This is a genomic window from Bradyrhizobium nivariense (assembly GCF_029846695.2).
Lineage (GTDB): Bacteria > Pseudomonadota > Alphaproteobacteria > Rhizobiales > Xanthobacteraceae > Bradyrhizobium.
The window spans coordinates 1-25117 of record NZ_JARWCR020000102.1 but is presented as its reverse complement, the minus strand read 5'-3'; the positions used below and the strand labels follow the sequence as shown (position 1 = coordinate 25117).

At 64.7% G+C, this 25117-nt stretch carries 25 protein-coding genes; 13 read left to right on the top strand and 12 right to left on the bottom strand.

What is annotated here, in order from left to right; translation table 11 throughout:
• Window positions 1-115 precede the first annotated feature (115 nt).
• The 5 genes from QCM77_RS42645 (at window position 116) to QCM77_RS42625 (ending at window position 7194) form a co-directional block, all read left to right on the top strand.
• Complete coding sequence (locus QCM77_RS42645; RefSeq protein WP_279664754.1) at window positions 116-1372, top strand: aspartate kinase; 1257 nt, start codon at window positions 116-118, stop codon at window positions 1370-1372.
• A 282-nt stretch (window positions 1373-1654) separates the two neighbouring features.
• Window positions 1655-3922, top strand: a complete 2268-nt coding sequence (gene ptsP, locus QCM77_RS42640; RefSeq protein ID WP_279664752.1) for a phosphoenolpyruvate--protein phosphotransferase — start codon at window positions 1655-1657, stop codon at window positions 3920-3922.
• Window positions 3923-3979: 57 nt separating this feature from the next.
• Window positions 3980-5065, top strand: coding sequence for a peptide chain release factor 1 (gene prfA / locus QCM77_RS42635; RefSeq protein ID WP_279664750.1), 1086 nt, complete (start codon window positions 3980-3982; stop codon window positions 5063-5065).
• Window positions 5066-5072: 7 nt separating this feature from the next.
• A complete protein-coding gene (gene prmC, locus QCM77_RS42630; RefSeq protein WP_280096729.1) occupies window positions 5073-5954 on the top strand; it encodes a peptide chain release factor N(5)-glutamine methyltransferase in 882 nt (293 codons plus the stop codon).
• Between the two features lie 460 nt (window positions 5955-6414).
• Window positions 6415-7194 (top strand): DUF4167 domain-containing protein, encoded by a 780-nt coding sequence (locus QCM77_RS42625; RefSeq protein ID WP_280096728.1) that lies wholly within the window; start codon window positions 6415-6417, stop codon window positions 7192-7194.
• 93 nt (window positions 7195-7287) lie between these two features.
• On the opposite strand, the gene QCM77_RS42620 is transcribed toward QCM77_RS42625, so the two are convergent.
• Window positions 7288-8034, bottom strand: coding sequence for a class I SAM-dependent methyltransferase (locus QCM77_RS42620; RefSeq protein WP_280096727.1), 747 nt, complete (start codon window positions 8032-8034; stop codon window positions 7288-7290).
• A 108-nt stretch (window positions 8035-8142) separates the two neighbouring features.
• On the opposite strand from QCM77_RS42620, the gene gloB reads away from it, so the two are divergent.
• The 3 genes from gloB to QCM77_RS42605 all read left to right on the top strand — a co-directional run bounded on the left by gloB (window position 8143) and on the right by QCM77_RS42605 (window position 10129).
• Window positions 8143-8910, top strand: coding sequence for a hydroxyacylglutathione hydrolase (gloB, locus tag QCM77_RS42615; RefSeq protein ID WP_280096726.1), 768 nt, complete (start codon window positions 8143-8145; stop codon window positions 8908-8910).
• Window positions 8911-8947: 37 nt separating this feature from the next.
• Window positions 8948-9370, top strand: a complete 423-nt coding sequence (locus QCM77_RS42610) for a cupin domain-containing protein (protein WP_279664742.1) — start codon at window positions 8948-8950, stop codon at window positions 9368-9370.
• 75 nt (window positions 9371-9445) lie between these two features.
• The gene (locus QCM77_RS42605) at window positions 9446-10129 is read left to right on the top strand and encodes a flavin reductase family protein (RefSeq protein ID WP_279664741.1); all 684 of its coding nucleotides are present in this window, start codon (window positions 9446-9448) and stop codon (window positions 10127-10129) included.
• 9 nt (window positions 10130-10138) lie between these two features.
• Here the strand turns inward: QCM77_RS42605 and QCM77_RS42600 are convergent, their stop codons facing one another.
• The 4 genes from QCM77_RS42600 to QCM77_RS42585 form a co-directional block, all read right to left on the bottom strand.
• Window positions 10139-10393 carry a hypothetical protein gene (locus QCM77_RS42600; protein WP_279668429.1) on the bottom strand — a complete coding sequence of 85 codons (255 nt, stop codon included), beginning with the start codon at window positions 10391-10393 and terminating at the stop codon, window positions 10139-10141.
• Between the two features lie 23 nt (window positions 10394-10416).
• Window positions 10417-11286 (bottom strand): aromatic amino acid exporter YddG, encoded by an 870-nt coding sequence (gene yddG, locus QCM77_RS42595; protein ID WP_279668430.1) that lies wholly within the window; start codon window positions 11284-11286, stop codon window positions 10417-10419.
• Window positions 11287-11386: 100 nt separating this feature from the next.
• On the bottom strand, window positions 11387-12112 hold the full coding sequence (gene phbB / locus QCM77_RS42590; RefSeq protein WP_279668431.1) for an acetoacetyl-CoA reductase: 726 nt from the start codon (window positions 12110-12112) through the stop codon (window positions 11387-11389).
• Window positions 12113-12344: 232 nt separating this feature from the next.
• Entirely contained in the window at window positions 12345-13523 is a 1179-nt protein-coding gene (locus QCM77_RS42585; RefSeq protein WP_280096725.1) for an acetyl-CoA C-acetyltransferase, read from the bottom strand.
• A 304-nt stretch (window positions 13524-13827) separates the two neighbouring features.
• Between QCM77_RS42585 and phaR the strand changes: the two genes are divergently transcribed.
• Window positions 13828-14424, top strand: a complete 597-nt coding sequence (phaR, locus tag QCM77_RS42580) for a polyhydroxyalkanoate synthesis repressor PhaR (protein WP_279668433.1) — start codon at window positions 13828-13830, stop codon at window positions 14422-14424.
• Window positions 14425-14468: 44 nt separating this feature from the next.
• Window positions 14469-15086, top strand: coding sequence for a class I SAM-dependent methyltransferase (locus QCM77_RS42575; protein ID WP_279668434.1), 618 nt, complete (start codon window positions 14469-14471; stop codon window positions 15084-15086).
• Between the two features lie 220 nt (window positions 15087-15306).
• On the opposite strand, the gene QCM77_RS42570 is transcribed toward QCM77_RS42575, so the two are convergent.
• Window positions 15307-16194 carry a branched-chain amino acid aminotransferase gene (locus QCM77_RS42570; protein WP_280096724.1) on the bottom strand — a complete coding sequence of 296 codons (888 nt, stop codon included), beginning with the start codon at window positions 16192-16194 and terminating at the stop codon, window positions 15307-15309.
• Window positions 16195-16310: 116 nt separating this feature from the next.
• Here QCM77_RS42570 and QCM77_RS42565 point away from each other — a divergent pair, with 116 nt between their 5' ends.
• Window positions 16311-17246: an alpha/beta hydrolase gene (locus tag QCM77_RS42565; RefSeq protein WP_280096723.1), complete on the top strand. Its 936-nt coding sequence runs from the start codon at window positions 16311-16313 to the stop codon at window positions 17244-17246.
• A 9-nt stretch (window positions 17247-17255) separates the two neighbouring features.
• Here the strand turns inward: QCM77_RS42565 and QCM77_RS42560 are convergent, their stop codons facing one another.
• A complete protein-coding gene (locus QCM77_RS42560; protein ID WP_279668437.1) occupies window positions 17256-17504 on the bottom strand; it encodes a hypothetical protein in 249 nt (82 codons plus the stop codon).
• A 205-nt stretch (window positions 17505-17709) separates the two neighbouring features.
• Here QCM77_RS42560 and QCM77_RS42555 point away from each other — a divergent pair, with 205 nt between their 5' ends.
• Window positions 17710-18576 (top strand): hypothetical protein, encoded by an 867-nt coding sequence (locus QCM77_RS42555; protein ID WP_280096731.1) that lies wholly within the window; start codon window positions 17710-17712, stop codon window positions 18574-18576.
• Between the two features lie 24 nt (window positions 18577-18600).
• Here the strand turns inward: QCM77_RS42555 and QCM77_RS42550 are convergent, their stop codons facing one another.
• The 3 genes from QCM77_RS42550 to QCM77_RS42540 form a co-directional block, all read right to left on the bottom strand.
• The gene (locus QCM77_RS42550) at window positions 18601-19161 is read right to left on the bottom strand and encodes a carboxymuconolactone decarboxylase family protein (protein ID WP_279692718.1); all 561 of its coding nucleotides are present in this window, start codon (window positions 19159-19161) and stop codon (window positions 18601-18603) included.
• A 107-nt stretch (window positions 19162-19268) separates the two neighbouring features.
• Complete coding sequence (locus tag QCM77_RS42545; protein ID WP_280096730.1) at window positions 19269-20432, bottom strand: PLP-dependent cysteine synthase family protein; 1164 nt, start codon at window positions 20430-20432, stop codon at window positions 19269-19271.
• 66 nt (window positions 20433-20498) lie between these two features.
• Window positions 20499-20963, bottom strand: a complete 465-nt coding sequence (locus tag QCM77_RS42540) for an Lrp/AsnC family transcriptional regulator (protein ID WP_280096722.1) — start codon at window positions 20961-20963, stop codon at window positions 20499-20501.
• Between the two features lie 163 nt (window positions 20964-21126).
• On the opposite strand from QCM77_RS42540, the gene QCM77_RS42535 reads away from it, so the two are divergent.
• The gene (locus QCM77_RS42535; RefSeq protein ID WP_279668442.1) at window positions 21127-22140 is read left to right on the top strand and encodes a 1-aminocyclopropane-1-carboxylate deaminase; all 1014 of its coding nucleotides are present in this window, start codon (window positions 21127-21129) and stop codon (window positions 22138-22140) included.
• Between the two features lie 48 nt (window positions 22141-22188).
• On the opposite strand, the gene recQ is transcribed toward QCM77_RS42535, so the two are convergent.
• Together recQ and QCM77_RS42525 are read right to left on the bottom strand one after the other, a co-directional pair.
• Window positions 22189-24054 (bottom strand): DNA helicase RecQ, encoded by a 1866-nt coding sequence (recQ, locus tag QCM77_RS42530; RefSeq protein ID WP_280096721.1) that lies wholly within the window; start codon window positions 24052-24054, stop codon window positions 22189-22191.
• Between the two features lie 161 nt (window positions 24055-24215).
• Window positions 24216-24959, bottom strand: a complete 744-nt coding sequence (locus QCM77_RS42525; RefSeq protein ID WP_347882438.1) for a polysaccharide deacetylase family protein — start codon at window positions 24957-24959, stop codon at window positions 24216-24218.
• Window positions 24960-25117 lie beyond the last annotated feature (158 nt).

The window sequence follows — 25117 nt, the reverse complement described above, 5'->3', positions numbered from 1 at the left end:
GCAGGAACCCGCTTGCCCCCGGCCCCGCCCCTCTGTATACGCGCGGTCGGTATCCGCGGGGCACGTCCAGCGCGGGTCACCATACTTATCCTTATGAGGGAATGCACGCGTCGTCATGAGCCGCCTCGTGATGAAATTCGGCGGCACATCCGTCGCCAACATCGAACGTATCCGCAACGTCGCACGCCATGTGAAGCGTGAGGTCGACGCCGGCCATGAAGTGGCCGTGGTCGTCTCGGCGATGTCCGGCAAAACCAACGAGCTGGTGGCCTGGTGCACCGAGGCATCGCCCATGCACGACGCGCGCGAATACGACGCCGTGGTCGCCTCGGGCGAACAGGTGACGTCCGGCCTGCTCGCCATCGCGCTTCAGGGCATGGGCATCCAGGCCCGCTCCTGGCAGGGCTGGCAGATCCCGATCAAGACCAGCGACGCCCATGCCTCGGCCCGGATCGAGGACATCGACGGCAGCGAGATCATCAAGCGCTTCAGGGAGCGCAAGGAGGTCGCTGTTATCGCCGGCTTCCAGGGCATCACCCCAGAGACCAATCGCATCACCACGCTCGGCCGTGGCGGCTCCGACACCTCGGCCGTGGCGATCGCCGCCGCCGTCAAGGCGGACCGCTGCGACATCTACACCGACGTCGACGGTGTCTACACCACCGATCCGCGAATCGTGCCGAAGGCGCGCCGGCTCGACAAGATCGCGTTCGAAGACATGCTGGAGCTGGCGTCCCAGGGCGCAAAAGTGCTCCAGGTCCGCTCGGTGGAACTCGGCATGGTCCACAACATGCCGATCTTCGTCCGTTCGAGCTTCGACAAGCCCGAGGATATCGACCCGCATGCCAACCAGCCGCCCGGCACGCTGATCTGCAGCGAGGAGGAGATCATGGAAAGCCACGTCGTCACCGGCATCGCCTTTTCGAAGGACGAGGCCCAGATTTCGGTGCGCCAGATCGAGGACAAGCCCGGCGTGGCGGCGTCGATCTTCGGACCGCTCGCCGACGCCAACATCAACGTCGACATGATCGTGCAGAACGTCTCCGAGGACGGCAAGACCACGGACCTCACCTTCACGGTGCCGGCTGCGGACTATACCCGGGCCAAGGACACGATCACAGCCGCCAAGGGCACGATCGGCTATGCCCGGCTCGATACCGCCACCGACGTCGCCAAGATCTCGGTGATCGGCAGCGGCATGCGCAGCCATGCCGGCGTCGCCGCCCAGGCGTTCTCGGCCCTCGCCGCACGGAATATCAACATCCGGGCCATCACAACCTCCGAGATCAAATTCTCGGTTCTGATCGACGCCGCCTATACCGAGCTTGCGGTGCGCACCCTGCACACGCTCTACGGTCTCGACCAAGTTTAGGCTAATTTTCTCTTAGCGGTCGCAGCAAACGCGAAGGTGTACACACCTTCGCGTCTGGCAGGCGTTTTGCTTGGCAAAACAAGCCCCAATTCGCTATACGGCGAACAGGGTGGGCTGCCAGAAACTGTGCCCCAGTTGAGGCGGTGCTGATTCGGCTCAGGTGACGGGTCTGACGATTCGCTTGGGCCGGCGCCGGATGAGCAAATTCGTTGTTTTTCTGGAATTCTGGGCGAACCGCCGCGGGCCCCTTCGGCCCCGGCAGACGGAGGAGGTTGACGGCACATGCGGAGCGCGTCGGGAGGTCCCCGCGTCTTGTTGAGACGGCTCCGCGAAACCATGGCGGAACAGGTCTCGGCCCAGGAGCGGCTGGACAAGATCGTGGTGCTGATCGCCGCCAACATGGTGGCCGAGGTGTGCTCCGTCTATGTGCTGCGCATCGACAACACGCTCGAGCTCTATGCCACCGAAGGCCTCAACCGCGAGGCGGTGCACCACACCGTGCTGACCGCTCATGAGGGCCTGGTCGGCCTCGTCGCCAGCGAGGCGACCCCGCTCAATCTGAGCGACGCACAGAGCCATCCGGCCTTCTCGTTCCGCCCGGAGACCGGCGAAGAAATCTACCACTCCTTCCTCGGCGTGCCGATCCTGCGCGCCGGCAACACGCTCGGCGTGCTGGTGGTGCAGAACCGTGCCAAGCGCAATTATGTCGAGGAGGAGCTCGAGGCGCTCCAGACCACCGCGATGGTGCTGGCGGAGCTGATCGCCTCCGGCGAGCTGTCTGCACTGGCCCAGCCGGGCCAGGAGCCCGCCGCGCGCCATTCGGCCCAGAAGGTCGGCGCCATCCTGTCGGAGGGCATCGCGCTCGGCCATGTCGTGCTGCACGAGCCACGCGTCGTCATCAAGGATTACATCGCCGAGGACCTGCCGAAGGAGATCAAGCGGCTCGACACCGCGCTCGCCAAGCTGCGCGCCGACCTCGACCGGATGCTGGAGCGCGGCGACGTCGCCGAGGGCGGCGAGCATCGCGAAGTGCTGGAAGCCTACCGCATGTTCGCCAACGACCAGGGCTGGTCGCACAAGCTGCACGAGGCTGTCGCCACCGGCCTCACGGCGGAAGCCGCGGTCGAGCGCGTGCAATCTGACACCCGCGCGCGCATGCTGCGCTCGACCGATCCCTATTTGCGCGACCGGCTGCATGATCTCGAGGATCTCGGCTATCGCCTGATGCGGCAGCTCGTCGGCCAGGATCACGCGCCTTCACGTGAACAATTGCCCGACAACGCCATCGTCATCGCGCGCGCGATGGGCCCGGCGGCGCTGCTCGACTACGACCGCAAGCGCCTGCGCGGCATCATACTGGAGGAAGGCACCGCCAATTCCCACGTCTCGATCGTGGCGCGCGCGCTCGGCATTCCCGCGGTCGGCGAAGTGCCGAACGCACCTGGTATCGCCGATCCGGGCGACGCCGTCATCGTCGATGGCACCTCCGGCACGATCTATGTGCGTCCATCGCAGGAGGTCGAGGCAGCCTTCGCCGAGCGCGTGCGCTTCCGCGCCCGCCGCCAGGCGCAGTATCTGGCGCTGCGCGATCTGCCCTGCGTCACCAGGGACGGCCAGAAGGTCGAGCTGATGATCAATGCGGGTCTCGCGATCGACCTGCCGCACATCGAAGACACCGGCAGCGCCGGCATCGGCCTGTTCCGCACCGAGCTGCAATTCATGGTGGGCCAGAGCCTGCCGCGCACCAGCGACCAGCTCGCGCTCTATCGCACCGTGCTGGATGCCGCCGGCACGAAGCCCGTCACCTTCCGCACCCTCGACATCGGCGGCGACAAGGCGCTGCCTTATATGGAAGCGGTGATCGAGGAGAATCCCGCGCTCGGATGGCGCGCGATCCGGCTCGGGCTCGACCGTCCCGGCCTGTTGCGCGGCCAGATCCGCGCGCTCTTGCGCGCCGGCGGCGGCCGCGCACTGCGCATCATGTTCCCGATGATCTCGGAGGTCGGCGAATTCGATTCGGCGAAGGCGCTGGTCGAGCGCGAGCTGACCTATCTGCGCCAGCACGGCCACACCCTGCCGGAGCGGATCGACATCGGCACCATGGTCGAGGTGCCGGCGCTGCTCTATCAGCTCGACGAGCTCCTGAAGAAGGTCGACTTCATCTCGGTCGGCTCCAACGATCTGTTCCAGTTCCTGTTCGCGGTCGACCGCGGCAACCCAAAAGTCTCCGAGCGCTTCGACACCATGTCGGCGCCGATCCTGCGCGCGCTTCGCGACATTGCGCGCAAGTCGCAAGCCGCGAAGAAATCGCTGTCGCTCTGCGGCGAGATGGCGTCGAAGCCGATCGGTGCGCTGGCGCTGATCGCGATGGGCTACCGCTCGCTGTCGCTTTCGGCCACCGCACTTGGCCCGGTCAAGGCGATGGTGATCGATCTCGACGCAAAGAAGGCCGAAGCGATGCTCGGCCCCTTGCTGGACGCGCCCGCCGGGAGCGTCTCGATCCGGCAGAAGCTGACGGAATTTGCCGAGGCCGAAGGCCTGGCGTTGTAGCGGGCCTGTCGCCCCTTCCTGCCGCCTCGCCCTTTTCCGCATTTTGAGACTGAACCGATGTCGTCACTCCCCGAAGCCAAACTGGACGTCCTGCTTGCGCATCACGCCTCGCTCGAGGCCGAATCGCTCGGTCAGCTCGCCTCCGAACGCTATGTGCAGATCACGCGTGAGCTCGCCGAGCTCACACCACTGATCGAAGCGGTCAAGGCCTATCGTTCGGCCGTCAAGGAGCTTGCCGACACCGAGGCACTGATCGCCGATCCCGCGACCGATGCCGAGATGCGTGGCATGGCGGAAGCCGAGCGCGGCGAGCTGACGCCAAAGATCGAGGAACTGGTCCAGAAAATCCGCCTCGCTCTGCTGCCCAAGGACGCCATGGACGACCGCAACGTGGTGCTTGAAATCCGCGCCGGCACCGGCGGCGACGAGGCCTCGCTGTTCGCCGGCGATTTGTTCCGGATGTATGAGCGGTTCGCCAGCCTTCAGGGCTGGAAGGTCGAGGTGATCTCGGCGAGCGAAGGCACCGCCGGCGGCTACAAGGAGATCATCGCAGAGGTGCAGGGCCGCGGCGCGTTCTCGAAGCTGAAGTTCGAGTCCGGCGTGCACCGGGTGCAGCGCGTGCCAGACACCGAGACGCAGGGGCGCATCCACACATCCGCCGCAACCGTCGCCGTGATGCCCGAGGTCGAGGAGGTCGACGTCGATATCAGGAACGATGATTTGCGTATCGAGACCATGCGCGCGGGAGGCGCCGGCGGCCAGCACGTCAACAAGACCGAATCGGCGATCCGCATCACCCACATCCCGACCGGCATCGTGGTAATGATGCAGGACAGCCGCTCGCAGCACAAGAATCGCGCTTCCGCCATGAACATCCTGCGCTCGCGCATCTACGACGCCGAGCAGCAACGCGTCGATGCCGCACGCTCGGCCGAACGCAAGGAGAAGGTCGGCTCCGGCGACCGTAGCGAGCGCATCCGCACCTATAATTTCCCGCAAGGGCGCGTCACCGACCACCGCATCAATTTGACGCTCTACAAGCTGCCGCAGGTGATCGCGGGCGAAGCGATCGGCGAGCTGATCGATGCGCTGACGACCGAGCACCAGGCCGCGCAGCTTGCCGCCCAAGGCGCGGCTGCGTGACCGGCGCGTGAGCAATCCCTTCACCGGACTATCCGTCGAGAGTGCGCGGCGCGCGCTGGCCGCGCAACTGAGATCGGCGCAGCTCGACGAAGCCGAGCTCGACGCACGTATCCTGCTCGGCGCGGCACTCGGTCTCGATCTCACAGGCCTCATTGCACGGGCCGCCAGCCTGCTCACGGAAGCCGAGGCGGCGCGGCTCGCGCAGTATGCCCTGCGCCGCATCGCCGGCGAGCCGGTCGCCCGCATTCTCGGCACGCGTGAATTCTGGGGCCTGCCGTTTCGTCTGTCGGAAGCGACGCTGGTGCCGCGACCCGATACCGAAACGGTGATTGAGCTCGCACTCGAGATCTTTCGCGAACGGAAAACGTCTCATCCACCGCGCATCGCCGATATCGGCACCGGATCCGGCGCTATCCTGCTCGCGCTGCTGCACGAAATTCCCGGCGCCTTCGGCGTCGGCACCGATCTCAGTCTGACCGCGCTCAAGACCGCCAGAGACAACGCCGCAGCTTTGGGCCTGGGAGGCCGCGCCAGCTTCGTCGCCTGCTCCTACGCAGCGGCGCTCCGCGGCCCGTTCGATCTCATCGTCTCGAACCCCCCCTATATTCCCTCGGCCGAAATTCCGAAACTGAGCATCGAGGTGCGCGAGCACGATCCGCATCTGGCGCTCGACGGCGGCAATGACGGTTACGACGCCTATCGCGCCCTGATCCCGCAGGCGACTGATCGTCTCGCCCCCGGCGGGGCGCTGATCGTCGAGGCCGGACGGGGCCAGGCCCGGAATATTGAAACCTTGATGACGGCTGCCGCGTTAGTCGTGGACAGGCCGCCCAAGGCCGATCTGGCGGGTATCCCGCGGGCGGTTTCGGCCCGAAAAATGCCCGCATAAAAGCCGGATTGGGCTGCAAAAAACCTCTTGGAATATCCCTTGGGAACGACTACCTTCCTATCAACAGATCGGTGCCGGCCCCGTAGACCTACGGGCGAAAGCCGGGCTCTCGGCGAGAGCTTACTGATAAAGGTTCCAAACCGCAGGTCCTGTTGAGCGCGATGGCGATTTGAGCTGCGCTGCTTACCGACCGCAACGTGAACGAAAGCCTGATATTGCGCTTGAAGACTTACGCAACAAAGCTGGGCTTGTTTCGGCAGGCGATATGAATGGGTTCGCTGGCAATGGATGCTGGCGGGTGGGGAACGCGTCTTTGTTGAACGCGACGGTCGACGAACATCGGCAGGGATCAATCTGCTCTTGCGTGCGGTGCGCGCAAGCGATGTGAACCGCTGTCATCAGGTCACTCTCAGCAATCAGTAAAGCGTGCAACCTTTAGGGCTGGAATTAAAGGCAGGACATGAGAAACGGTCAGAACAAGCAGCGGATGCGCAACCGCAACAATAATAATAACAATAACAACAACAATAACCGGCGCGGCCAGAACCCGATGACCCGGGTCTACGAGTCCAACGGACCCGACATCAAGATCCGCGGCACGGCTTCGCATATTGCTGAAAAGTATCTCCAGCTCGCGCGCGACGCGCGCTCCTCCGGAGACCCCGTTGCGGCCGAGAACTACTACCAGCACGCCGAGCATTATTTTCGCCTGATCGCGACGGCTCAGGAACAGTTCCGCCAGAACCAGCAGCCGCGCGGCGACGAGTCCATCAGCAACAGCAGCGGTGACGACAGCGAAGACGACGGCGAGAATTTCTCGAATTTCGGCCAGGAGCCGGGTTTCGTCCCGCAGCCGCCGCAGCAGAACTTCGTGCGCGACCGCGATGGCCAGCGCGATCATCAGCCGCGCGACAACCAGCCTTATCAGCGCGACAACCAGCAGCCGCGCGAGCATCGCGAACGCGACCATCGTCCGCAGCCGCAATATCAGCCGCAGCCGCAACCGCAACCGCAGAACCAACCGCAGCCCGTCGCCGACGCCGGCAACGTCGATCGTCTGCCCTCCTTCATCACCGGCCCGCAGCCGCAAGTGAGTGGTGCCGCGAGTGGCCAGGCCGGCTTCGAGGGCGGTGGTGGCGGCGAACGCTTTCCGCGGCGGCGCCGCCGGCCGAATGGCCCGCGCCCCGAGCGCGAAGCCGCTCCGGCGGCCTCGAGCGACGAAGTGGCCCCTGGCGAGTAAGCCGCAACCCTTGCACCAAGATATCCTGCACCAAGATATCCTGCGCCAGATACCCTGACCTGAATCGTCCCGGCCTCGCCGGGACGATTTGTTTTAGCTGCGCGTCACCGACGTCGAGGACGGAACCAGCACCGGCTTCGCCAGCGAGGGAATCAGCCGCGCCCGCTCGCGCTTGGCGGGGATCGCGCGGTAGACTTGCTTGGTCGCCTCGACGATGTGCACGCCGGCGAAGGGCAGCGACAGCGCCGCGCCGGCGCGCTCCCACATCTGTGCCGATTTCAGCACCCAGCCACCGGCATAGGGCGGCATGAACAGCGCCTCGCCCCATGCGGTCGGGGTGAACCAGGTCTGGCGCAACAGGTCGGTGATCTGCGAGCGCGAATAGGGCCGGCCGTGACCGAAAGGCGTGCTGTCGGTGCGGGTCCACACCCCGCGCCGGTTCGGGATGACCGCAATCACGCGGCCGGACGGCGACAGCACGCGCCACACCTCGCGCAACAGAGCGGCCGGATCGTCCGACATTTCCAGTGCGTGGATCAGCAGGATGCGATCGACCGCGGCGTCGGGAAGCGGCAGCGAGAATTCATCCACCAGCGAGGCGAGCGCCGGCCGTCCCGTCGGCCATTTCAGGACGCCCTGCGCCGACGGCATGAAGGCGATACAGCGCTCCGCATCCTCGCGGAACAGCCCGAGATAGGGCGTGGGATAGCCGAAGCCGAGCACACGCTGGCCCTCGACACGCGGCCAGCGCTCCCTGATGCCGCGATTGATCATTTGCCGCGCCACAATCCCGAGGCGGCGGGAGTAGAACTCGCGGAGGTCGACGACATCAATGGTCATGACGGCAATGTAACATGCACGAGGCGGCCCCCGCGCGCGGAATATTGCATTGCCTGCGCAACGTTAACGCCATATTTGTCTGGAGGAGCTGAGCGCGATGGAGATGACATGGCCGCCGAAATTCGTACTTTCACCTGTTTAAACGACAATTTCGGTTATCTGATCCACGATGTGGAAACCAAGGCGACGGCGTCGATCGACGCGCCGGAGGCCGGCCCTATCCTGAAGGCGCTCGAGCGCGAGGGCTGGCAGCTCACCGACATCCTGATCACCCATCATCATGGCGATCATGTCGGCGGGGTCGCCGAGCTCAAGCAGAAGTACAATTGCCGCGTCGTCGCGCCGCATGACAAGACCACGAAGATCGCAGACGTCGACCTGCGCGTCGCCAATGCCGAAATCGTCAAGGTCGGCAGCTTGCTGGGACGCGTATTGGAGACGCCCGGCCACACGCTCGACCACATCTCCTACGTGTTCGACACAGAAAAGACGCTGTTCGCCGCCGACACGCTGTTTTCGATCGGCTGCGGCCGCGTGTTCGAGGGTACCTATCCGATGATGTGGGATTCGCTTTTGAAGCTGCGTGCCCTGCCCGACGACTTCAAGCTCTATTGCGGCCATGAATACACGGCGTCCAACGTCAAGTTCGCGCTGACCGTCGACCCCGACAATGCGGCGCTGCAGGCGCGCGCGGCGGAGGTGGCGAAGCTGCGGGCCGAGAGCAAGCCGACCATTCCCTCACTGCTTGGTGACGAGAAGCGAGCAAACGTGTTCCTGCGCGCCGATGAACCGTCGGTCGCAGCGAGGCTGCACATGAAGGGCGCGGATGCCGCCGCGGTGTTCGGCGAGCTGCGCGAGCGCAAGAACAAGTCCTGAAGAACAAATCCTGACGCACAAATCCTGACGGGAATCGATGCCGACCGCAGCCGAGATCATCGCGCGCCTCGAACTCCGCCCGCATCCCGAGGGCGGGCATTACCGCGAGACGTTTCGCGACCAGACCACGGACGCCAATGGTCGTTCGCGTTCGACCCTGATCTACTTCCTGCTCGCGCGCGGTGAGCGCTCGCACTGGCATCGCATCGATGCGGTCGAGGTCTGGCACTATTACGCCGGCAGCCCGCTGATGCTGCGTATCGCCCATGAGGGCTGCTCCCAGCATGAAGTGCGCCTCGGCACGGACCTCGTGAGCGGCGAACGGCCGCAGGCGATCGTGCCGGCAAATGCCTGGCAGATGGCGGAAACCACCGGCGAGTGGACGCTGCTCGGCTGCTCCGTGGCGCCCGCATTCGAGTTCGCAAAGTTCGAGCTCGCGCCGAAGGGCTGGGAGCCCTGAATCTCAATCTGGAATCGGGTGGGTTCGGTCCGCGTCACGCCTTAGGACAGCGCTTCCAGTGAACAGGAGCGCACGATGCACGGAACACTCGGCCCCGCCGCCGTCCAGATCGACCCGGCCATTTTGTATTTCGGCACGCCTGTCGTCCTCATCGGCTCGACCAATGAAGACGGCACTTCCAATCTCGCGCCGATGTCGTCGGCGTGGTGGGTCGGGTGGCGCTGCATGCTGGGACTGGCACGGAATTCCAAGACCACCGAGAACATGATTCGCACGGGCGAATGCGTGCTCAATCTGCCGTCCGCCGATCTCGTCGCCACCGTCGACCGCCTCGCGCGCACCACGGGCTCGGATCCCGTGCCGCCCGGCAAACTCTATCGCGGCTATCGGCACGAGAAAGACAAGTTCGGCTTGAGCGGCTTCACGGCACTTCCGTCCGAGACGGTTGACGCTCCGCGCGTTGCCGAATGCCCCGTCCAAATGGAAGCCAAGGTCGCGCACGTGCACGAGATGGCGCAGGACGACGCGGTCTGGCGCGGCAATCTCGCTGCGATCGAGGTCCGCATCATCCGCGTGCATGCGCATCCCGACATCATGATGGACGGCGCGAACAATCGCATCGATCCCGACAAATGGCGGCCGCTGATCCTCAGCTTCCAGGAGTTCTATGGCCTGACGCCGCAGCGTTTGCAGCGTTCCGAGCTCGGGCAGATTCCGGAAGCGATGTATCGGCCGCCGGGCTGGCAGCCGGCGCTTTAGAGCCCCGGGTCAATCCTGATCGGCTGGAGCGAGCTTCCGCAGGGGCACCCGGCGAACAATCCTCGTTGGAAGCGTTTCGCAGGCCGGCCGATAACCACCGGCCCGATATTCTTCTGTCAGTCGGATGAAGGATTTTCCATCGGTTATCGTCACCGTCTCGGGGCGGCCATTCACGCCCTCATTCCGATGAAAGCCAGTGAATGTTTCAGGTTTTGCGCTGACTTGCGCCATGGCGCACGAAACAGCGAACTCCACGATCAGCATCAGAGGTATGGCGAGAGAGCGAATCATCGCTTCCGCAGCACCATGTCCTTTGCCGCGATCAGGCCGCCGCCGGCGATCAGGATCGCGGCGATGGCGATGTTGGCGCTGGCTTTTGCAAAACCGGCGGCGATGAGGAAGCCGGTCGAGAGCAACGGCGTCGCGTACGAGGCGGCCCCGAGCACGCGGATATCGCCACGCTTCATGCCGATGTCCCAGGCGTAGAACGCAGCACCGACGGGGCCGATGCCGAGCGCGATCACGGAGAGCCATTGCAGCGTCGTGTCCGGCCATACGGTGGTTTCAAGCAGACCGTGCATCAGCGCGGCAAGCACCGCGGTGGCGAGGCAGAATCCCGCGACCGCATCGGTCGGCACCGCCTTCAATCGCCGCGACAGCACCGAATAGGTCGCCCACACGAAGGCCGCGATGAAGGCCGCGGCCAATCCCGGCAATTGCCCCTGCGTGAAGCCGGAGGTGCTTCCGGCGAACAGCAGGACGGTGCCGACGAGGCCGAGCACGGCGCCGACGATGTGATGCACGGCAAGCCGCTCGCCCGGCAGGAACGACGAGAACAGCACGATCAGGAGCGGCCACAGATAATTCAGCAAGCCGGCTTCAGCCGGCGGCGCGAAGCGCAGCGCGAGGAAATACAGCGCGTGATAGCCGAACAGTCCGCCGACACCGACGGTCCACACGGCCAGCGGTTGGCGCAGGCTTTTGGCCGCATCGCCGCGGCCGATCCAGGTGAGCAGGCCGACCAGACCGCCGATCGCGAACGTCATCGCGGCCAGCTGGAACGCCGGGATCTTTCCGGTCGCCACTGTCATCACTGACAGCAGCGACCACATCAGGATCGCGGTCAATCCGATCAGCGTCGCAGTGCGGGGAGTCATCAATCGAGGGCTCTGAGGACACGGATGCCCGGCACGAGGCCGGGCATGGCGTCTTCATTATCGTCTTGTCGCGCCCGAAGCTACATGCTTGGCGGCACGATCAGGCGTGGTATTGGCCGCCGTTGATGGTCAGCGTCGAGCCGGTGATGAAGCCGGCCTCGTCAGCGGCGAGGAACACCACGGCGCGTGCGATCTCCTCGGGCTCACCAAGGCGATTCACCGGGATCTGCGGGATCACGTTCTTCTCCAGCACGTCCTTGGGCACGGCCTGCACCATTTCGGTGTTGATGTAGCCAGGCGCGATCGCGTTGACGGTGATGCCGCCCTTGGCGTTCTCGATCGCAAGCGCCTTGGTGAAGCCGATGTCGCCGGCCTTTGCGGCGGAATAGTTGACCTGGCCGAACTGCCCCTTCTGGCCGTTGATCGACGAGATCGAGATGACGCGGCCGAACTTGCGGGCACGCATGCCTTCGATCACCTGGCGCGTCATGTTGAACAGCGAGCCGAGGTTGGTGTTGATCACGGCGTTCCACTGATCGAGCGTCATCTTGTGGAAGGCGGTGTCGCGGGTGATGCCGGCATTGTTGACCAGCACGTCGACGGGACCGAGATCGGCTTCGACCTTCTTCACGCCTTCCGCGCAGGCGTCGAACGAGGCAACGTCCCATTTGTAGACGGCGATGCCGGTTTCGGCCTTGAATTTTTCCGCCGCGGCGTCATTGCCGGCATAGCTCGCCGCGACCTTGTAGCCGGCCGCCTTCAGCGCCTTGCTGATCGCAGCTCCGATGCCCCGCGTACCACCCGTCACCAATGCAACACGTGCCATATCGTATTTCCCTTCCCTTGGACTCTTCGGACGTTTCTGAAGTGATGGCTTTTAGCGGTGGATTATGCGGCAGGTTTGACGGACATCAAGAACAAAACGCCCGGCGTTGAGCCGGGCGTTTCTCTTTAGTCGAGGCTTGTACGGTTGCGAAGAATATTTGATTTGCAACCGCTGCCTTTTTAATCGCGTGCAACGCACTCAATGGCGTGTGCAGCGCACGCGTAAGCTATCTTCAGTCGCGCGCCAGACACATCGCGATACCCATGCCGCCGCCGATGCACAGCGTGGCGAGGCCCTTCTTCGAATCGCGCTTCTGCATCTCGTGCAGCAGCGTCACCAGCACGCGCGCGCCGGAGGCGCCGACCGGATGGCCGATCGCGATCGCGCCGCCGTTAACGTTGACCTTGGAGGTATCCCAGCCGAGGTCCTTGTTGACGGCACAGGCCTGCGCCGCGAAGGCTTCGTTGGCCTCGATCAGGTCGAGATCGCCGACATTCCAGCCGGCCTTCTTCAGCGCGGCGCGCGAGGCCGGGATCGGGCCCGAGCCCATGATCTTCGGATCGACGCCCGCCTGCGCCCAGGACACGATGCGCGCGAGCGGCTTCTTGCCTTCCTTGGCGGCCTGCTTGGCGGTCATTAGCACCACGGCGGCAGCGCCGTCATTGATGCCGGAGGCCGAACCCGCGGTGACGGTGCCATCCTTCTCGAAAGCGGGACGGAGCTTCGCCATCGCGTCGACGGTTGCGCCATGGCGCGGATATTCGTCGGCGCTGACGACGACGTCGCCCTTGCGTCCCTTGATGGTGACGGGAACGATTTCGTCGTTGAATTTACCGGCCTTCTGCGCCGCCTCGGCCTTCTGCTGCGAGGCGACAGCGAACTCGTCCTGCTGGGCGCGCGTGATCTGCCACTGCCGCGCGACGTTCTCGGCGGTGTTGCCCATGTGATAGCCGTTGAAGGCGTCCCACAGGCCGTCCTTGATCATGGTGTCGATGAATTCGACTGCGCCCATCTTGACGCCGCCGCGCAGATACTGGGCGTGCGGAGCCATGCTCATGGATTCCTGGCCGCCGGCGACCACGATCTCGGAATCGCCGTTGAGCAGCGCCTGATAGCCGAGCGCAACGGTGCGCAGGCCCGAACCGCAGAGCTGATTGACACCCCAGGCCGGGCTCTCGACCGGAATACCGGCATTGATTGAGGCCTGGCGGGCGGGGTTCTGGCCTTGGGCGGCGGTCAGGATCTGGCCCATGATGACTTCGGAGACCCGGCCGGGCTCGATGCCACCGCGCTCCAGCGCGGCCTTGATGGCGATGGCGCCGAGATCATGGGCGGGAAGGGTTGCGAACGCTCCGTTGAAGCTTCCGACCGGGGTGCGGGCGGCGCTGACGATGACGACATCGTCTGACATGGGCATCTCCTGGGGTTGAATGGGGGCAGACGGGGCTGGGGAAACGGCTCGCCAGTCTCGAACGGCATCCTGTTAACGTCGTTGAGGCATGTCAATCGGCCGGCGACCGAATTCATGCCGCAGCGCATTCAAAATAGCGTTCTTGGCGTTTTCGCAAGCAGGTTTTTGCCGCCCGATTAACCGTCGCGCACAAAACGGTAGCGTGACCCCGTTGAAAATGCTTATTTTGTTGCGTTGCGTACTCTTCCCGCCCTGCGGCATTGGCCGACAGGTTCCCGTTCTCCGCGCTTGCAAGTGAGAGCCCATGGCGAAATCAGACCAACCCACCACCATCAAGAAATACGCGAACCGCCGGCTCTATAACACCGGAACGAGCACTTACGTGACGCTGGAAGACCTCGCTGCCATGGTCAAGGATGGCGAAGATTTCCTGGTCTACGACGCCAAGACCGGCGACGACATCACCCGCTCCGTGCTCGCCCAGATCATCTTCGAGCAGGAGAACAAGGCCGGCCAGAACTTGTTGCCGACCACCTTCCTGCGCCAGCTGATCCGCTTCTACGGCGACAGCATGCAGATGGTGGTGCCGAAATATCTGGAGCAGGCCATCGCGTCGCTGACCCAGGAGCAGGAAAAGTTCCGCAAGCAGATCGCCACCTCGCTCTCCGGAACCCCGTTTGCCCCGCTAGAAGAACAGGTCCGCCGCAACATGGAGTTGTTTCAGCAGACCTTCTCGATGTTCAAGCCCTTCGCCCCCACCGCGGGCCGCCCTGCGGGCTCCGCGGAGCCGGGGCCCGATGCGACCGCGGAAACGCCGAAGGACAGCAATATCGACGATCTGCGCCAGCAGATGAAGGACATGCAGGAACGCCTCGAGCGGATGTCGAAGAAGGACGAGTAGGTCGCTCCTATGCGCCGGCTCCCCGGCAAGCCGGAGGACGCACCATGTCCGACCGAAGCACCCATTGGGACAATGTCTACGCCACCAAGGGCGAAGCCGAGGTCAGCTGGTTTCAGAACAATCCGGCGACCTCGCTCGCGATGATCAGAGCGGCCAATCCGGACCGCGAGGCCGCCATCCTCGACATCGGGGGCGGCGCATCGCGGCTGGTCGATGCTCTCCTGCTGGATGGATATCGCGACGTCACCGTGCTGGACATCTCTGCCAATGCGCTTGAGGCGGCCAAGAAGCGAATCGGCGCAGCCGCTTCAATGGTCGACTGGATCGTCGCCGACGCCACCACATGGCGCCCGGCAAAGACATACGAACTATGGCACGATCGGGCGGCGTTTCACTTCCTGACCGATTCCCGCGACAGGACCGCTTACATCGAGCGCCTGCGGTCGGCGGTTGCGCCCAGCGGCCACGTCATCATTGCGACGTTTGCGCTCGGCGGCCCGGAGAAGTGCAGCGGCTTGCCGGTGCAGCGTCATGACAGCGCGAGCCTTGCTGCGGAGCTCGGGCCGGCGTTCGAGCTGGTCGAAACGCGCAACGAGACGCATCACACGCCGTGGAATTCGACGCAGGCGTTTCAGTTCAGCCGGTTTCGGAAGAGCCGCTAAGAACAGGTGTCATGCCTCGCGACCCGGCTACCCAAGGCTTCGCCGGGGTTAAGGTCCAGGGGCGCCGAAGCTTTAGCGAAGGCGGCAGGCGGGCATCCGGTACGCTGCGGCCTATCGACTCAACCGTGACCGCCTCGGAGTACTGGATCGCCCGCCTTCCGGGCGATGACAGCGGTGAGATCGGCACGTTCGTGCCCAAGCTTGTTCGTGGAGCTTCCAGCTACGCCGCCAGCTTCACCGCATGGGCAAAGTCCCAATAGAGCTTGCGCGCGCGAGTGTAGAGCGGGCCCGGCTTCAGCTCGCGATCGTCGATCCGGATCACCGGCGCGACTTTTGCGAAATTGCCGGACGAAAAAATCTCGTCGGCGGCGAGGAAGTCGGCATAGCGCAGCGTCTTCTCAACCACGGTGACGCCGTCGCCACGAAGCAGGCTGATGACGCGCTGGCGGGTGATGCCGTTGAGGAAGGTGCCGTTCGGTACCGGCGTGTAGACCACGCCGTCCTTGGCCATGAACACGTTGGAATTGCCGAACTCCGCGACATTGCCGAGCATGTCGAGCATCAGCGCGTTCTGAAAGCCGCGCGACGCGGCCTCAGCAAGCGCGCGCGAATTGTTCGGATAGAGACAGGCAGCCTTGGCCTCGACCGGAGCGCATTCGGCGGTGGGCCTGCGGAACGGCGACAGCGTGATGGCGTTGCCGACGGGTTTTGGCATCGGCGCCTCGTAGATGCACAGGCACCAATCGGTGGTCTCGGGATCGAACAGCACGCCGCCGCCCGAGCCGTTCTGCGCCCAGTACATCGGACGGACGTAGAGCTCGGCATTCGCCGCGAAGCGCGCGATGCCCTGGTTTGCGAGTGTCAGCCAGGTGCCGGTATCGACCACCGGCTTCAGGCCAAAGTTGATCGCGGATTGATTGGCGCGGGCGACGTGACGGTCGAGATCGGGCGCGACGCCTTCGAACGCGCGCGCGCCGTCGAACACGACCGAGCCGAGCCAGGCCGCATGCGTTCGCGGGCCCATGATCGGCACATTGCCGTCATGCCATTTGCCCTCGAAGAAGGTCCAGCTCGGCGAATATTCGATGGGCTTCTTGATCTCGGCCATAACCGGCCTCCCCTTGGCGTGGTGGCGCATTATAGCGCCACTATTGGGCGCAATTTCTAAATGATTCCCTGCGGGAAAATGGTGAGTTACCCTCCCACAAGGGAAAAGGAAGCACCATGCCGCTCGATCCGCTCGCAAAGCGTTTGTTGACCATGATGGCCGCGGCTGCGCCGCAGGTACGGAGCCGGCCGAGCGTGGAGGCACGGCGGCAATCATTGGAAAAGCTGATGCAGTTCGCGCGCACCGATGCGCCTGACGTGACGACGTCCGACGGCGCGCTGCCCGGTCCCGGCGGCGCGCTGCCCTATCGGCTTTATTCACCCGCAAGCGCCGATGATCGCGCGCCCGGCTTCGTGTTCTTTCATGGCGGCGGGCTCGTTGCCGGCAGCATTGCCACGCATGACCGCATCGCGGCGGCGCTGGCACATGCGACCGGCTGCCGTCTCGTCTCGGTTGATTACCGGCTGGCGCCCGAGCACAAATTCCCCGCCGCCGTGGACGATGCGATCGCCGCCGCCGAATGGGTGGCGCGCGAGGCCTCATCGCTCGGCATCGACGCCGAGCGTCTGGTGCTCGGCGGCGATTCCGCGGGTGCAACGCTCGCTGCGATCGTGTGCCAGGAGGCGGCGCAGACCGCAGGCCTCAGCATCGTCGCGCAATGCCTGATCTGCCCGGTGCTGGATTTCGAGGAGGCCTCACCTTCGCGTGAGGCGTTCGCCGAGGGCCATCTGATCGACCGCGTCACGATCGAAGCCGATCTCGTCGACTATCTGCCCGAGGGCTTAGATGCCGCCGATCCCCGCATCTCGCCATTGCGCGCGACACGGCTTGCAGGCCTGCCGGCCGCGATCATCCACACCGCCGAGTTCGACCCGATGCGCGACGAGGGCAATGCCTATGCGCGCAAGCTGCTCGCCGCTGGCGTCGCCGTCGAGCACGTCTGCCACGACGGCATGGTTCACAATTTCCACGCCTTGGGCGCAATTTTGCCGCAGGCGCAGCTCGTGCTGTCGCAGATCGGTGAGCAGGTGCGGCGGGCGGTGGGGAAGTGAGGTCGCGAATCACACGCGCGCGTCGAGCACCGCCTTGGCCGCCACAACGTATTCCGGCCAGTGCGCGTCCGCGTAGCGTTCAGCTTGCCGCGCACACGTGACATCGGGCGCATGCGCGGCGGCAATCACGCGCGCGAAGCGCTCTTCGGCCACGGTCACGTCGTCAGGCACGGGCGACGTAACGGCGGCGGCCACGGCAGTCGGAGCAACAGCGAGCCCTGCCAGAGCAGTGAGCAGGATGCGGCGTGACGTGTTCATGGCGGTTGTCCTTCCATTGTCCGGCCTGCACTCTGGCCGGCGAGTGTGTCAGTGCGATCACGGCAGGGTAGCCGTGCACATCCGTGCAGTCCATCGCTTACGAATAGCGCTTGACCACACGAGCGATCACGTTCCATCTAACGACGGTTCCGCCATCAAATCGGATTGCCACGTGCCCCAGCACAGCCAATTGCATCGCCTGGCTTTGCGCGCTGTCGCACCGGGGCTGCTTTGTCTGACGATGTCCGCCGGTGCCGCCTTCGCCTCCGACGACGACGCACCGGCAAAACCGTCTGTGCCCAACGTCTATCTCGATCTCCGCACGATCTATGCGACGATCCCCGCGGGCACGCTCGGGCTCGGCTTCGGCAACACATCGTTGTCGGCCGCGTTCGAAGCGCTGGCAGCGCGCCAGGGCGCGACCTTGCCGAACGGCCTGCCGGCCGCGAAATCGATCGCCGTCGATCTGCCGCTGACCGTCGACGTCAGCGATCGTGTCTCGCTCTACGGTGGCATCTCGGGCTCGACGATCGACATCGGCGGCGGCTGGTCGTCGTTCGACGTCACCAGCTGGAACATCGGCGTGCAGGCCGACCTCTACCAGCAGAACGGCGGAACAATCCCGACGATCACGCTGCAATCCACCTTGACGCAATCGGTACCCAACGAGCAGGGCATGACAACGTCGTTCAAGAACATCCTGGAGTTCGACTACGCGCTCGACAAGGACGAGACGCGCGGATGGCTTGCCGGCGTGCAATACACCTACACCGACGTCGCCAGCCCGGTCGTCCGCATCCGGCCGAACACGATCCTCTATGCGGGCGGCTACTACCAATGGCCGAGCAACTGGAAATTCACCGGCCGCCTCGGCGTACAATCGTTCGGCGGCGCGCAGCTCGCAGGCAGGACGCTGGCGGAGCCCTTCACCCAGCCGATCCTGCGCCTCGATCTCGACCGCATGGACGACAACGACAACCGCCTGTTCGGCATCACCGCAGAGATCGCCTGGATGCCGAAACCGTCCTACCAGCTGACATTGCGGACGCCGCTGTACGCAGTGCGCAACTAGAGGCCCATTCTTCGGCCGCGCCGCTTACTCCGGCACCGGCACGTCGAACGTGTTCAGCGTGACCGACACCATGCAATAGACGCCGACGAGATAGGACAGCTCGGCCGCGCCGTGTTCGCCGAATTCCTTCACTGCGGCCCGATAGGTCAGCTCCGGCAGCACGCCGCCGCTCACCAGCGCGGACGCCATGTCATAGGCGACCGCCTCCTGCTTGGTCAGGTCGACCGGCCGCTGTCCGGCGACGATGGTCGCGAGCTTCTCGTCCGACAAGCCGCGCTGCTCGGCGACCAGCACATGGGCGTAGAGCTCGTAGCCGGAGCGGAAATGCGAACCGGTGACGAGGATCGCGACCTCGCGCACCGGCGCCGGCAGCAGCGGGTTCGACGCGATCGCCATGACCAGCTCCCACACCGGCTTGCCGAAGCGCGGCTCACGGATCCATGGATTCCACGGCCCGAGCAGCGCGCCATCGGCGCGCATATTGATGAAACCCTTGAAGTGGTCCGTGATACCCGCTCGCATGTCCTCATAAAGCGGCTTCTGTTCGGCAGTGAGGTCTTTCGGATCGAGAATGGGAAGGCGCACGGCAAGTCTCCTCGTTGAGAGGCGCAAGGCTCGCCCGCGTGACGGCGCAAGGCAAGTGAAGTTGCCGTGACGGCCGTGCAATTTTGCAAATGGCAGGGAGGCGCCAGCTATAAGGCCTCGGGATTTCGTAAGTTCTGCGGATTCGTTACGTCTTCGAACTCAAGCGCCAGTGGCTGCGCTGTATCGAGGAACGACGACAAGGCGGCCTCGAACGGCGCCGGATCGAGGCCGCGCGCTTTCAGCCATTCGGGCTCGTAGTAGGTCTGCCGGTAACGCTCGCCGGAATCGCAGATCAGCGTCACCAGCGATCCCGTCTGGTTCGCCTGTCGCATGTCCGCGGCGAGCCGGCACAGCGCCAGGAAATTGGTGCCCGTGGAACCGCCGACGGCGCGGCGCAGCCGGCGCGACAACACGTTCATGGCGGCGAGCGACGCCGCATCCGGGATCTTCATCATGCGGTCGACCACGCCCGGCACGAATGAGGGTTCGCAGCGCGGCCGGCCGACGCCCTCGATCAGCGAAGGTTTTTCGCAAGTCCGAGAGCGGTCCTGCGAGCGGAAGCAATCGAAGAAGGCGGAATGCTCGACATCGGCGACGCACAGCCTGGACGGATGCTGGCGATAGCGCAGATAGCGGCCGATTGTCGCCGAGGTGCCACCGGTGCCCGCGCCCATCACGATCCAGTCCGGCAGCGGGTGCGGCTCGCCCTTCAACTGCGTGAAGATCGATTCGGCGATGTTGTTGTTGCCGCGCCAGTCGGTGGCGCGCTCGGCGAAGGTGAACTGGTCCATGTAGTGGCCGTTGAGCCGGGTGGCGAGCGCGCCGGCCTCCGCATAGAGCGCGCGGCCATCGTCGATCAGATGGCAGTTGCCGCCGTAATGCTCGATGGCGGCGATCTTCTCCGCCGACGTCGTGCGCGGCATCACCGCGTAGAAGGGCACGCCGATCATCTGCGCGAAATAGGCTTCCGACACCGCGGTCGATCCCGACGAAGCCTCGACCACCGGCGTGCCTTCACGGATATGTCCGTTGCAGAGCGCGTAGAGGAACAGCGAGCGCGCCAGCCGATGCTTCAGGCTGCCGGTCGGATGCGTGGATTCGTCCTTCAGATAGATGTCGATGCCGGCCAGCGCCGGCACGATCAGCCGGATCAGATGCGTGTCGGCCGTGCGGCACTGGTCGGCTTCGATCGCGGCCACGGCTTCGTCGACCCATCCGCGCCGGTAGGCCGGTCCGGCAGGATCGTGGTGGCGGAAGGGAGATGGCGGCATCGGCATGATCAGGCGATTCCTGGAAAGCGTAGATCTAACTACCACGGGCGGCGGTGTCCGCTCCGCTCAAAACTCCAGCGGCGCGTTGTCGACGACCTCCTTCATCACGAAGAAGGTGCGGGTCTGGCGCACCCCGGGCAGCGCGATCAACTGCTCGCCATGGATACGGTTGAAATCCTCCATGTCGCCGACGCGGATCTTGAGGAAATAGTCGAAGTCGCCGGCAACGAGGTGGCAGTCGAGCACGAATTTCAGTTTTGCGATGGCCTGCTCGAAGATGGCAAAGCTCTCCGGCGTCGAGCGGTCGAGCACGACGCCGACCATCACCAGGGTGCCCTTGGCCACCTTCTTCGGCGCGACCATGGCGCGGACGCCGGCGATGAAGCCGTGCTCGAACAGGCGCTGGGTGCGGCGATGGCAGGTGGCGGGGCTGATGGCGACGGTTTCGGCCAGATCCGCGTTGCTGAGGCGGCCATTATTCTGCAGCAATCGCAACATCTTAAGGTCGATGCGATCGAGACGAGCGGCCATGGAAGAAGCTTCCGTTGTGAGTATCTTTTTCGAAAGAAACAGTAGTCTTTCCCGCCAATTGCGCAAGAGAACGTGCAATATGAGCGCAAGATTCGAAAGCACCTTTTTGCAGCGCGATGCTAGCCTTTTCGCAGACATCAACGCCAATCGGGATGACCTGACGATGCTCGAAAAATTCGCGCGCTATCCGCTGACCTTTGGTCCGACCCCCATCGAGAAGCTGGAGCGGCTGTCGAAGCACCTCGGCGGCAACGTCGAGGTCTATGCCAAGCGCGAGGACTGCAATTCCGGCCTTGCCTATGGCGGCAACAAGCTGCGCAAGCTCGAATACATCATCCCCGACGCGATCGCCTCCAACGCCGACACGCTGGTCTCGATCGGCGGCGTGCAGTCGAACCACACCCGCATGGTCGCGGCGGTCGCCGCCAAGATCGGCATGAAGTGCCGCCTGGTGCAGGAAGCCTGGGTGCCGCACGAGGACGCCGTCTATGACCGCGTCGGGAACATCATGCTGTCACGCATCATGGGCGCGGATGTACGCCTGGTCGACGACGGCTTCGACATCGGCATCCGCAAGAGCTGGGAGGAGGCCATCGACGAGGTGAAGGCGGCGGGCGGCAAGCCCTATGCGATTCCAGCCGGCGCCTCCGTGCACAAGTTTGGCGGCCTCGGCTATGTCGGCTTCGCCGAAGAAGTGCGCAAGCAGGAAGCCGAGCTCGGCTTCAAGTTCGACTACATCGTGGTCTGCACCGTCACCGGCTCGACCCATGCCGGCATGCTGGTCGGCTTCGCCGCCGATGGCCGCGCGCGAAAAGTGATCGGCATCGACGCGTCCTTCACCCCGGCGCAGACCAAGGCGCAGGTGCTCTCGATCGCGCAGAACACGGCCAAGCTCGTCGAGCTCGGCAAGGATCTCGTCGCAGACGACGTCGTGCTGATCGAGGATTACGCTTATCCCGCCTATGGCGTGCCGTCGGAAGAGACCAAGGAGGCGATCCGCCTCACCGCGCGTCTCGAAGCCATGATCACCGATCCCGTCTACGAGGGCAAGTCGATGCAGGGCCTGATCGACCTTACGCAGAAGGGCTACTTCGAGAAGGGCGCGAAGATCCTCTACGCCCATCTCGGCGGCGCGCCGGCGCTGAACGGCTATGGGTACGCGTTCCGGAATGGGTAACCTGCGGCGCACCAGATGAGATGAGCCTTCGGCTACGGGTCAGGGCGCCTAACGCGTCCTGACAATCTGCAGCAGCTCGTCGCCATAATGCTCGAGCTTCTTGTCGCCGATGCCGGGCACGTTGCGCAGCTCGTCCAGCGTGGTCGGCCATGCGCGAACGATGCCGTCGATGGTGGCGTCGTGCAGCACGACGTAGGCCGGCACGCCGCGCTCGCGGGCAATGTCCGAGCGCCACGCTCGCAACCGCGCGCGCAATTCAGGATCGACATCGCCCTGCGGCGCGTCGGCCGCCGGCGCCAGATCGCCGCGGCGGGATTTGGCGCGGCTCGAACGGATGCGGGTGCCGGGCGCTTCCTCGCGCAGCCACACTTCCGTTTCACCGCGCAGCACGCCGCGCGACGAATCCGCCAGCTTCAGCGCGCCAAACGCTTCGCTGTCGCTCCACAAATGTCCCATCGCCACGAGCTGCCGCAGCACCGTGCGCCACTGCTTCTCGTTGAGCTCGCGTCCGATGCCGAACACCGTGAGCTTGTCGTGGCCGAACTGCGTCACCTTCTCGGTCAGGCGTCCGATCAGCACGTCGATGAGGTGCATCGCGCCAAAACGCTGGCCGGTGCGATAGACGCAGGACAGGAGCTTTTGCGCCAGCACCTTGCCGTCGCTCATTTTCGGCGGCGTCAGGCAATTGTCGCAATTGCCGCAGCCCTCGTCCATCACGATCTCGCCGAAATAGGCGAGCAGCCGCCGGCGCCGGCAGTGCGGCGTTTCGGCAAGACCAACGAGCGCATCGAGCTTGCCGATCGAGACCCGCTTGAAGTCGTCGGAGCCGCTCGACTCGTCGATCATGCGGCGCTGCTGCACGATGTCGGAGAGACCGTAGGCCATCCAGGCCGCCGACGGCTTGCCGTCACGGCCGGCGCGCCCCGTCTCCTGGTAATAGGACTCGATGCTCTTGGGCAGATCGAGATGGGCGACGAAGCGCACGTCGGGCTTGTCGATGCCCATGCCGAAGGCGACGGTCGCGACGATGACGATGCCGTCCTCGTTGAGGAAGCGGTCCTGGTTGCGCGAGCGCACGCTGCTGTCGAGCCCGGCGTGATAGGGCAGCGCCGCAATGCCGGCGTCCTCGAGCGCAGCGGCGACCTCCTCGACCCGTTTGCGGGACAGGCAGTAGACGACGCCCGCGTCTCCCGCGTGACGCTCCCGGATGAACTCCTTGAGCTGCGACACCGCGTTGCGCTTGTCGACGATCTCGTAACGGATGTTGGGACGATCGAAGCTGGAGACGAAGTGCGGACTGTCTGCAAGCTGAAGCCGCTCGACGATCTCCTTGCGCGTCAATTCGTCGGCGGTCGCGGTCAGCGCGATGCGCGGCACGTCGGGAAAACGCTCGGCAATGATCGAAAGACCGACATATTCGGGGCGAAAGTCATGGCCCCATTGCGAGACGCAATGCGCCTCGTCGATCGCGAACAGCGCCACCTTCGCCCGCGCCAGCAGCGACAGGCAGCGCGGCGTCACCAGCCGCTCCGGCGCGACATAGAGCAGGTCGAGATCGCCCGCGATCAGCCGCCGCTCGATGTCGGAGGCTTCCTGCGGGGTCAGCGACGAGTTCAGCGCGGCGGCGTTGACCCCGGCCTCGAGCATGGCGGCGACCTGGTCGCGCATCAGCGCAATCAAGGGCGACACCACGATACCGCAGCCTTCACGCAGCAGCGCCGGCAATTGATAACACAGCGACTTGCCGCCGCCGGTCGGCATCAGCACCAGGCAATTGCCGCCGTCCGTGACGTGCCGGATGATCTCGCCCTGCGCGCCGCGGAACCCGGGCAGGCCGAACACCGAATGCAGCACCGACAGCGCATTGCGGCCGTTGGCCGGCGCAGGCAGCGGAGCGCTGGAAGGAGAGGACATGGGCGTGTCGGGGTGAGGCCGTGAGATTCGTCACAAGGCCAGTCGCATGACCGCGCGGGCGTGGCAAGACTGTTTGCGCGGCAGGACGCTGTCTTCCCCCTCTCCCTTTGCGCCTGTTGCGTAACAGGCCCACAAAGGGCGAAGGAAAGAAGAAAACTCTCTTACGCCCCGATCCTTCGCAGCGCTTCCGCGACCGTCACGATCGGCATGTCGCGCTTGCCGGCTGCCCGCAGCGCATGGCGCATCAGGTGCGGCGTGCAGCCATACGGGCTCGGCGCGTTGGCGACGTCATGACCGTAGAAGATCAGCCATCCGCCGCTCTCGACCGCATCGTCGAAATAGCGATCGACACCCGCCGCATTGATCTCGCAATCGACCAAGGGCGAGGCCCGCAGGAACTGGAGATCGATGACGTCGCGATTGACGCCGGGAAGGATGCCGCGCGCCGAGCGGAAGGTCCTGGCGAGCTGCGGCTTGCGCCACACCGACGCCATACCATAGGGGTAAGCGAAATTTTCCAGCGTGATGGAGGAATCGATACCGCGAAAATGGCTGCGGTTTCGCTCGATCTCGCGGGCCATGGCGGCCTCGTCGAGATTGACCGCACTCTGGTGCGAGAAGGTATGGCAGGCGATCTCGTGGCCGGCCCGGTGAAGCCGCACGATGGCGTCGTTTGACAGGCCGTGCCAGTGGTCCGAGGGACGATCGACCAGGCTGCCGGCGAGATAGAACGTACCGCGGCCGCCATGCTGCTCCAGAAGCTCGGCGCCCTCGCCTGCGGCGCTATCGGGGGCATCGTCGAAGGTGAAGCTCACCATGGGCGCATGCGCGGGCAGCCGGTGCGGCGCGGCGCGGAAGTGCCGGGCCAGCCGATTGCTCACGCGTCCCTGGAGTGCCGACCACACGAATCGCATTTCCTGTTTGCCCCGCCCCTCAGCCGCGATGTTTGGTCTTGCGCATTGTCCCGTGCTGCTTGCCCCAGCCGAAGATGCACTCGACCATGGCTCGGCGTGATTGCGACATGCCATAACCCTGATGCCGCGTGGTTCGTTCGTCGATCGCG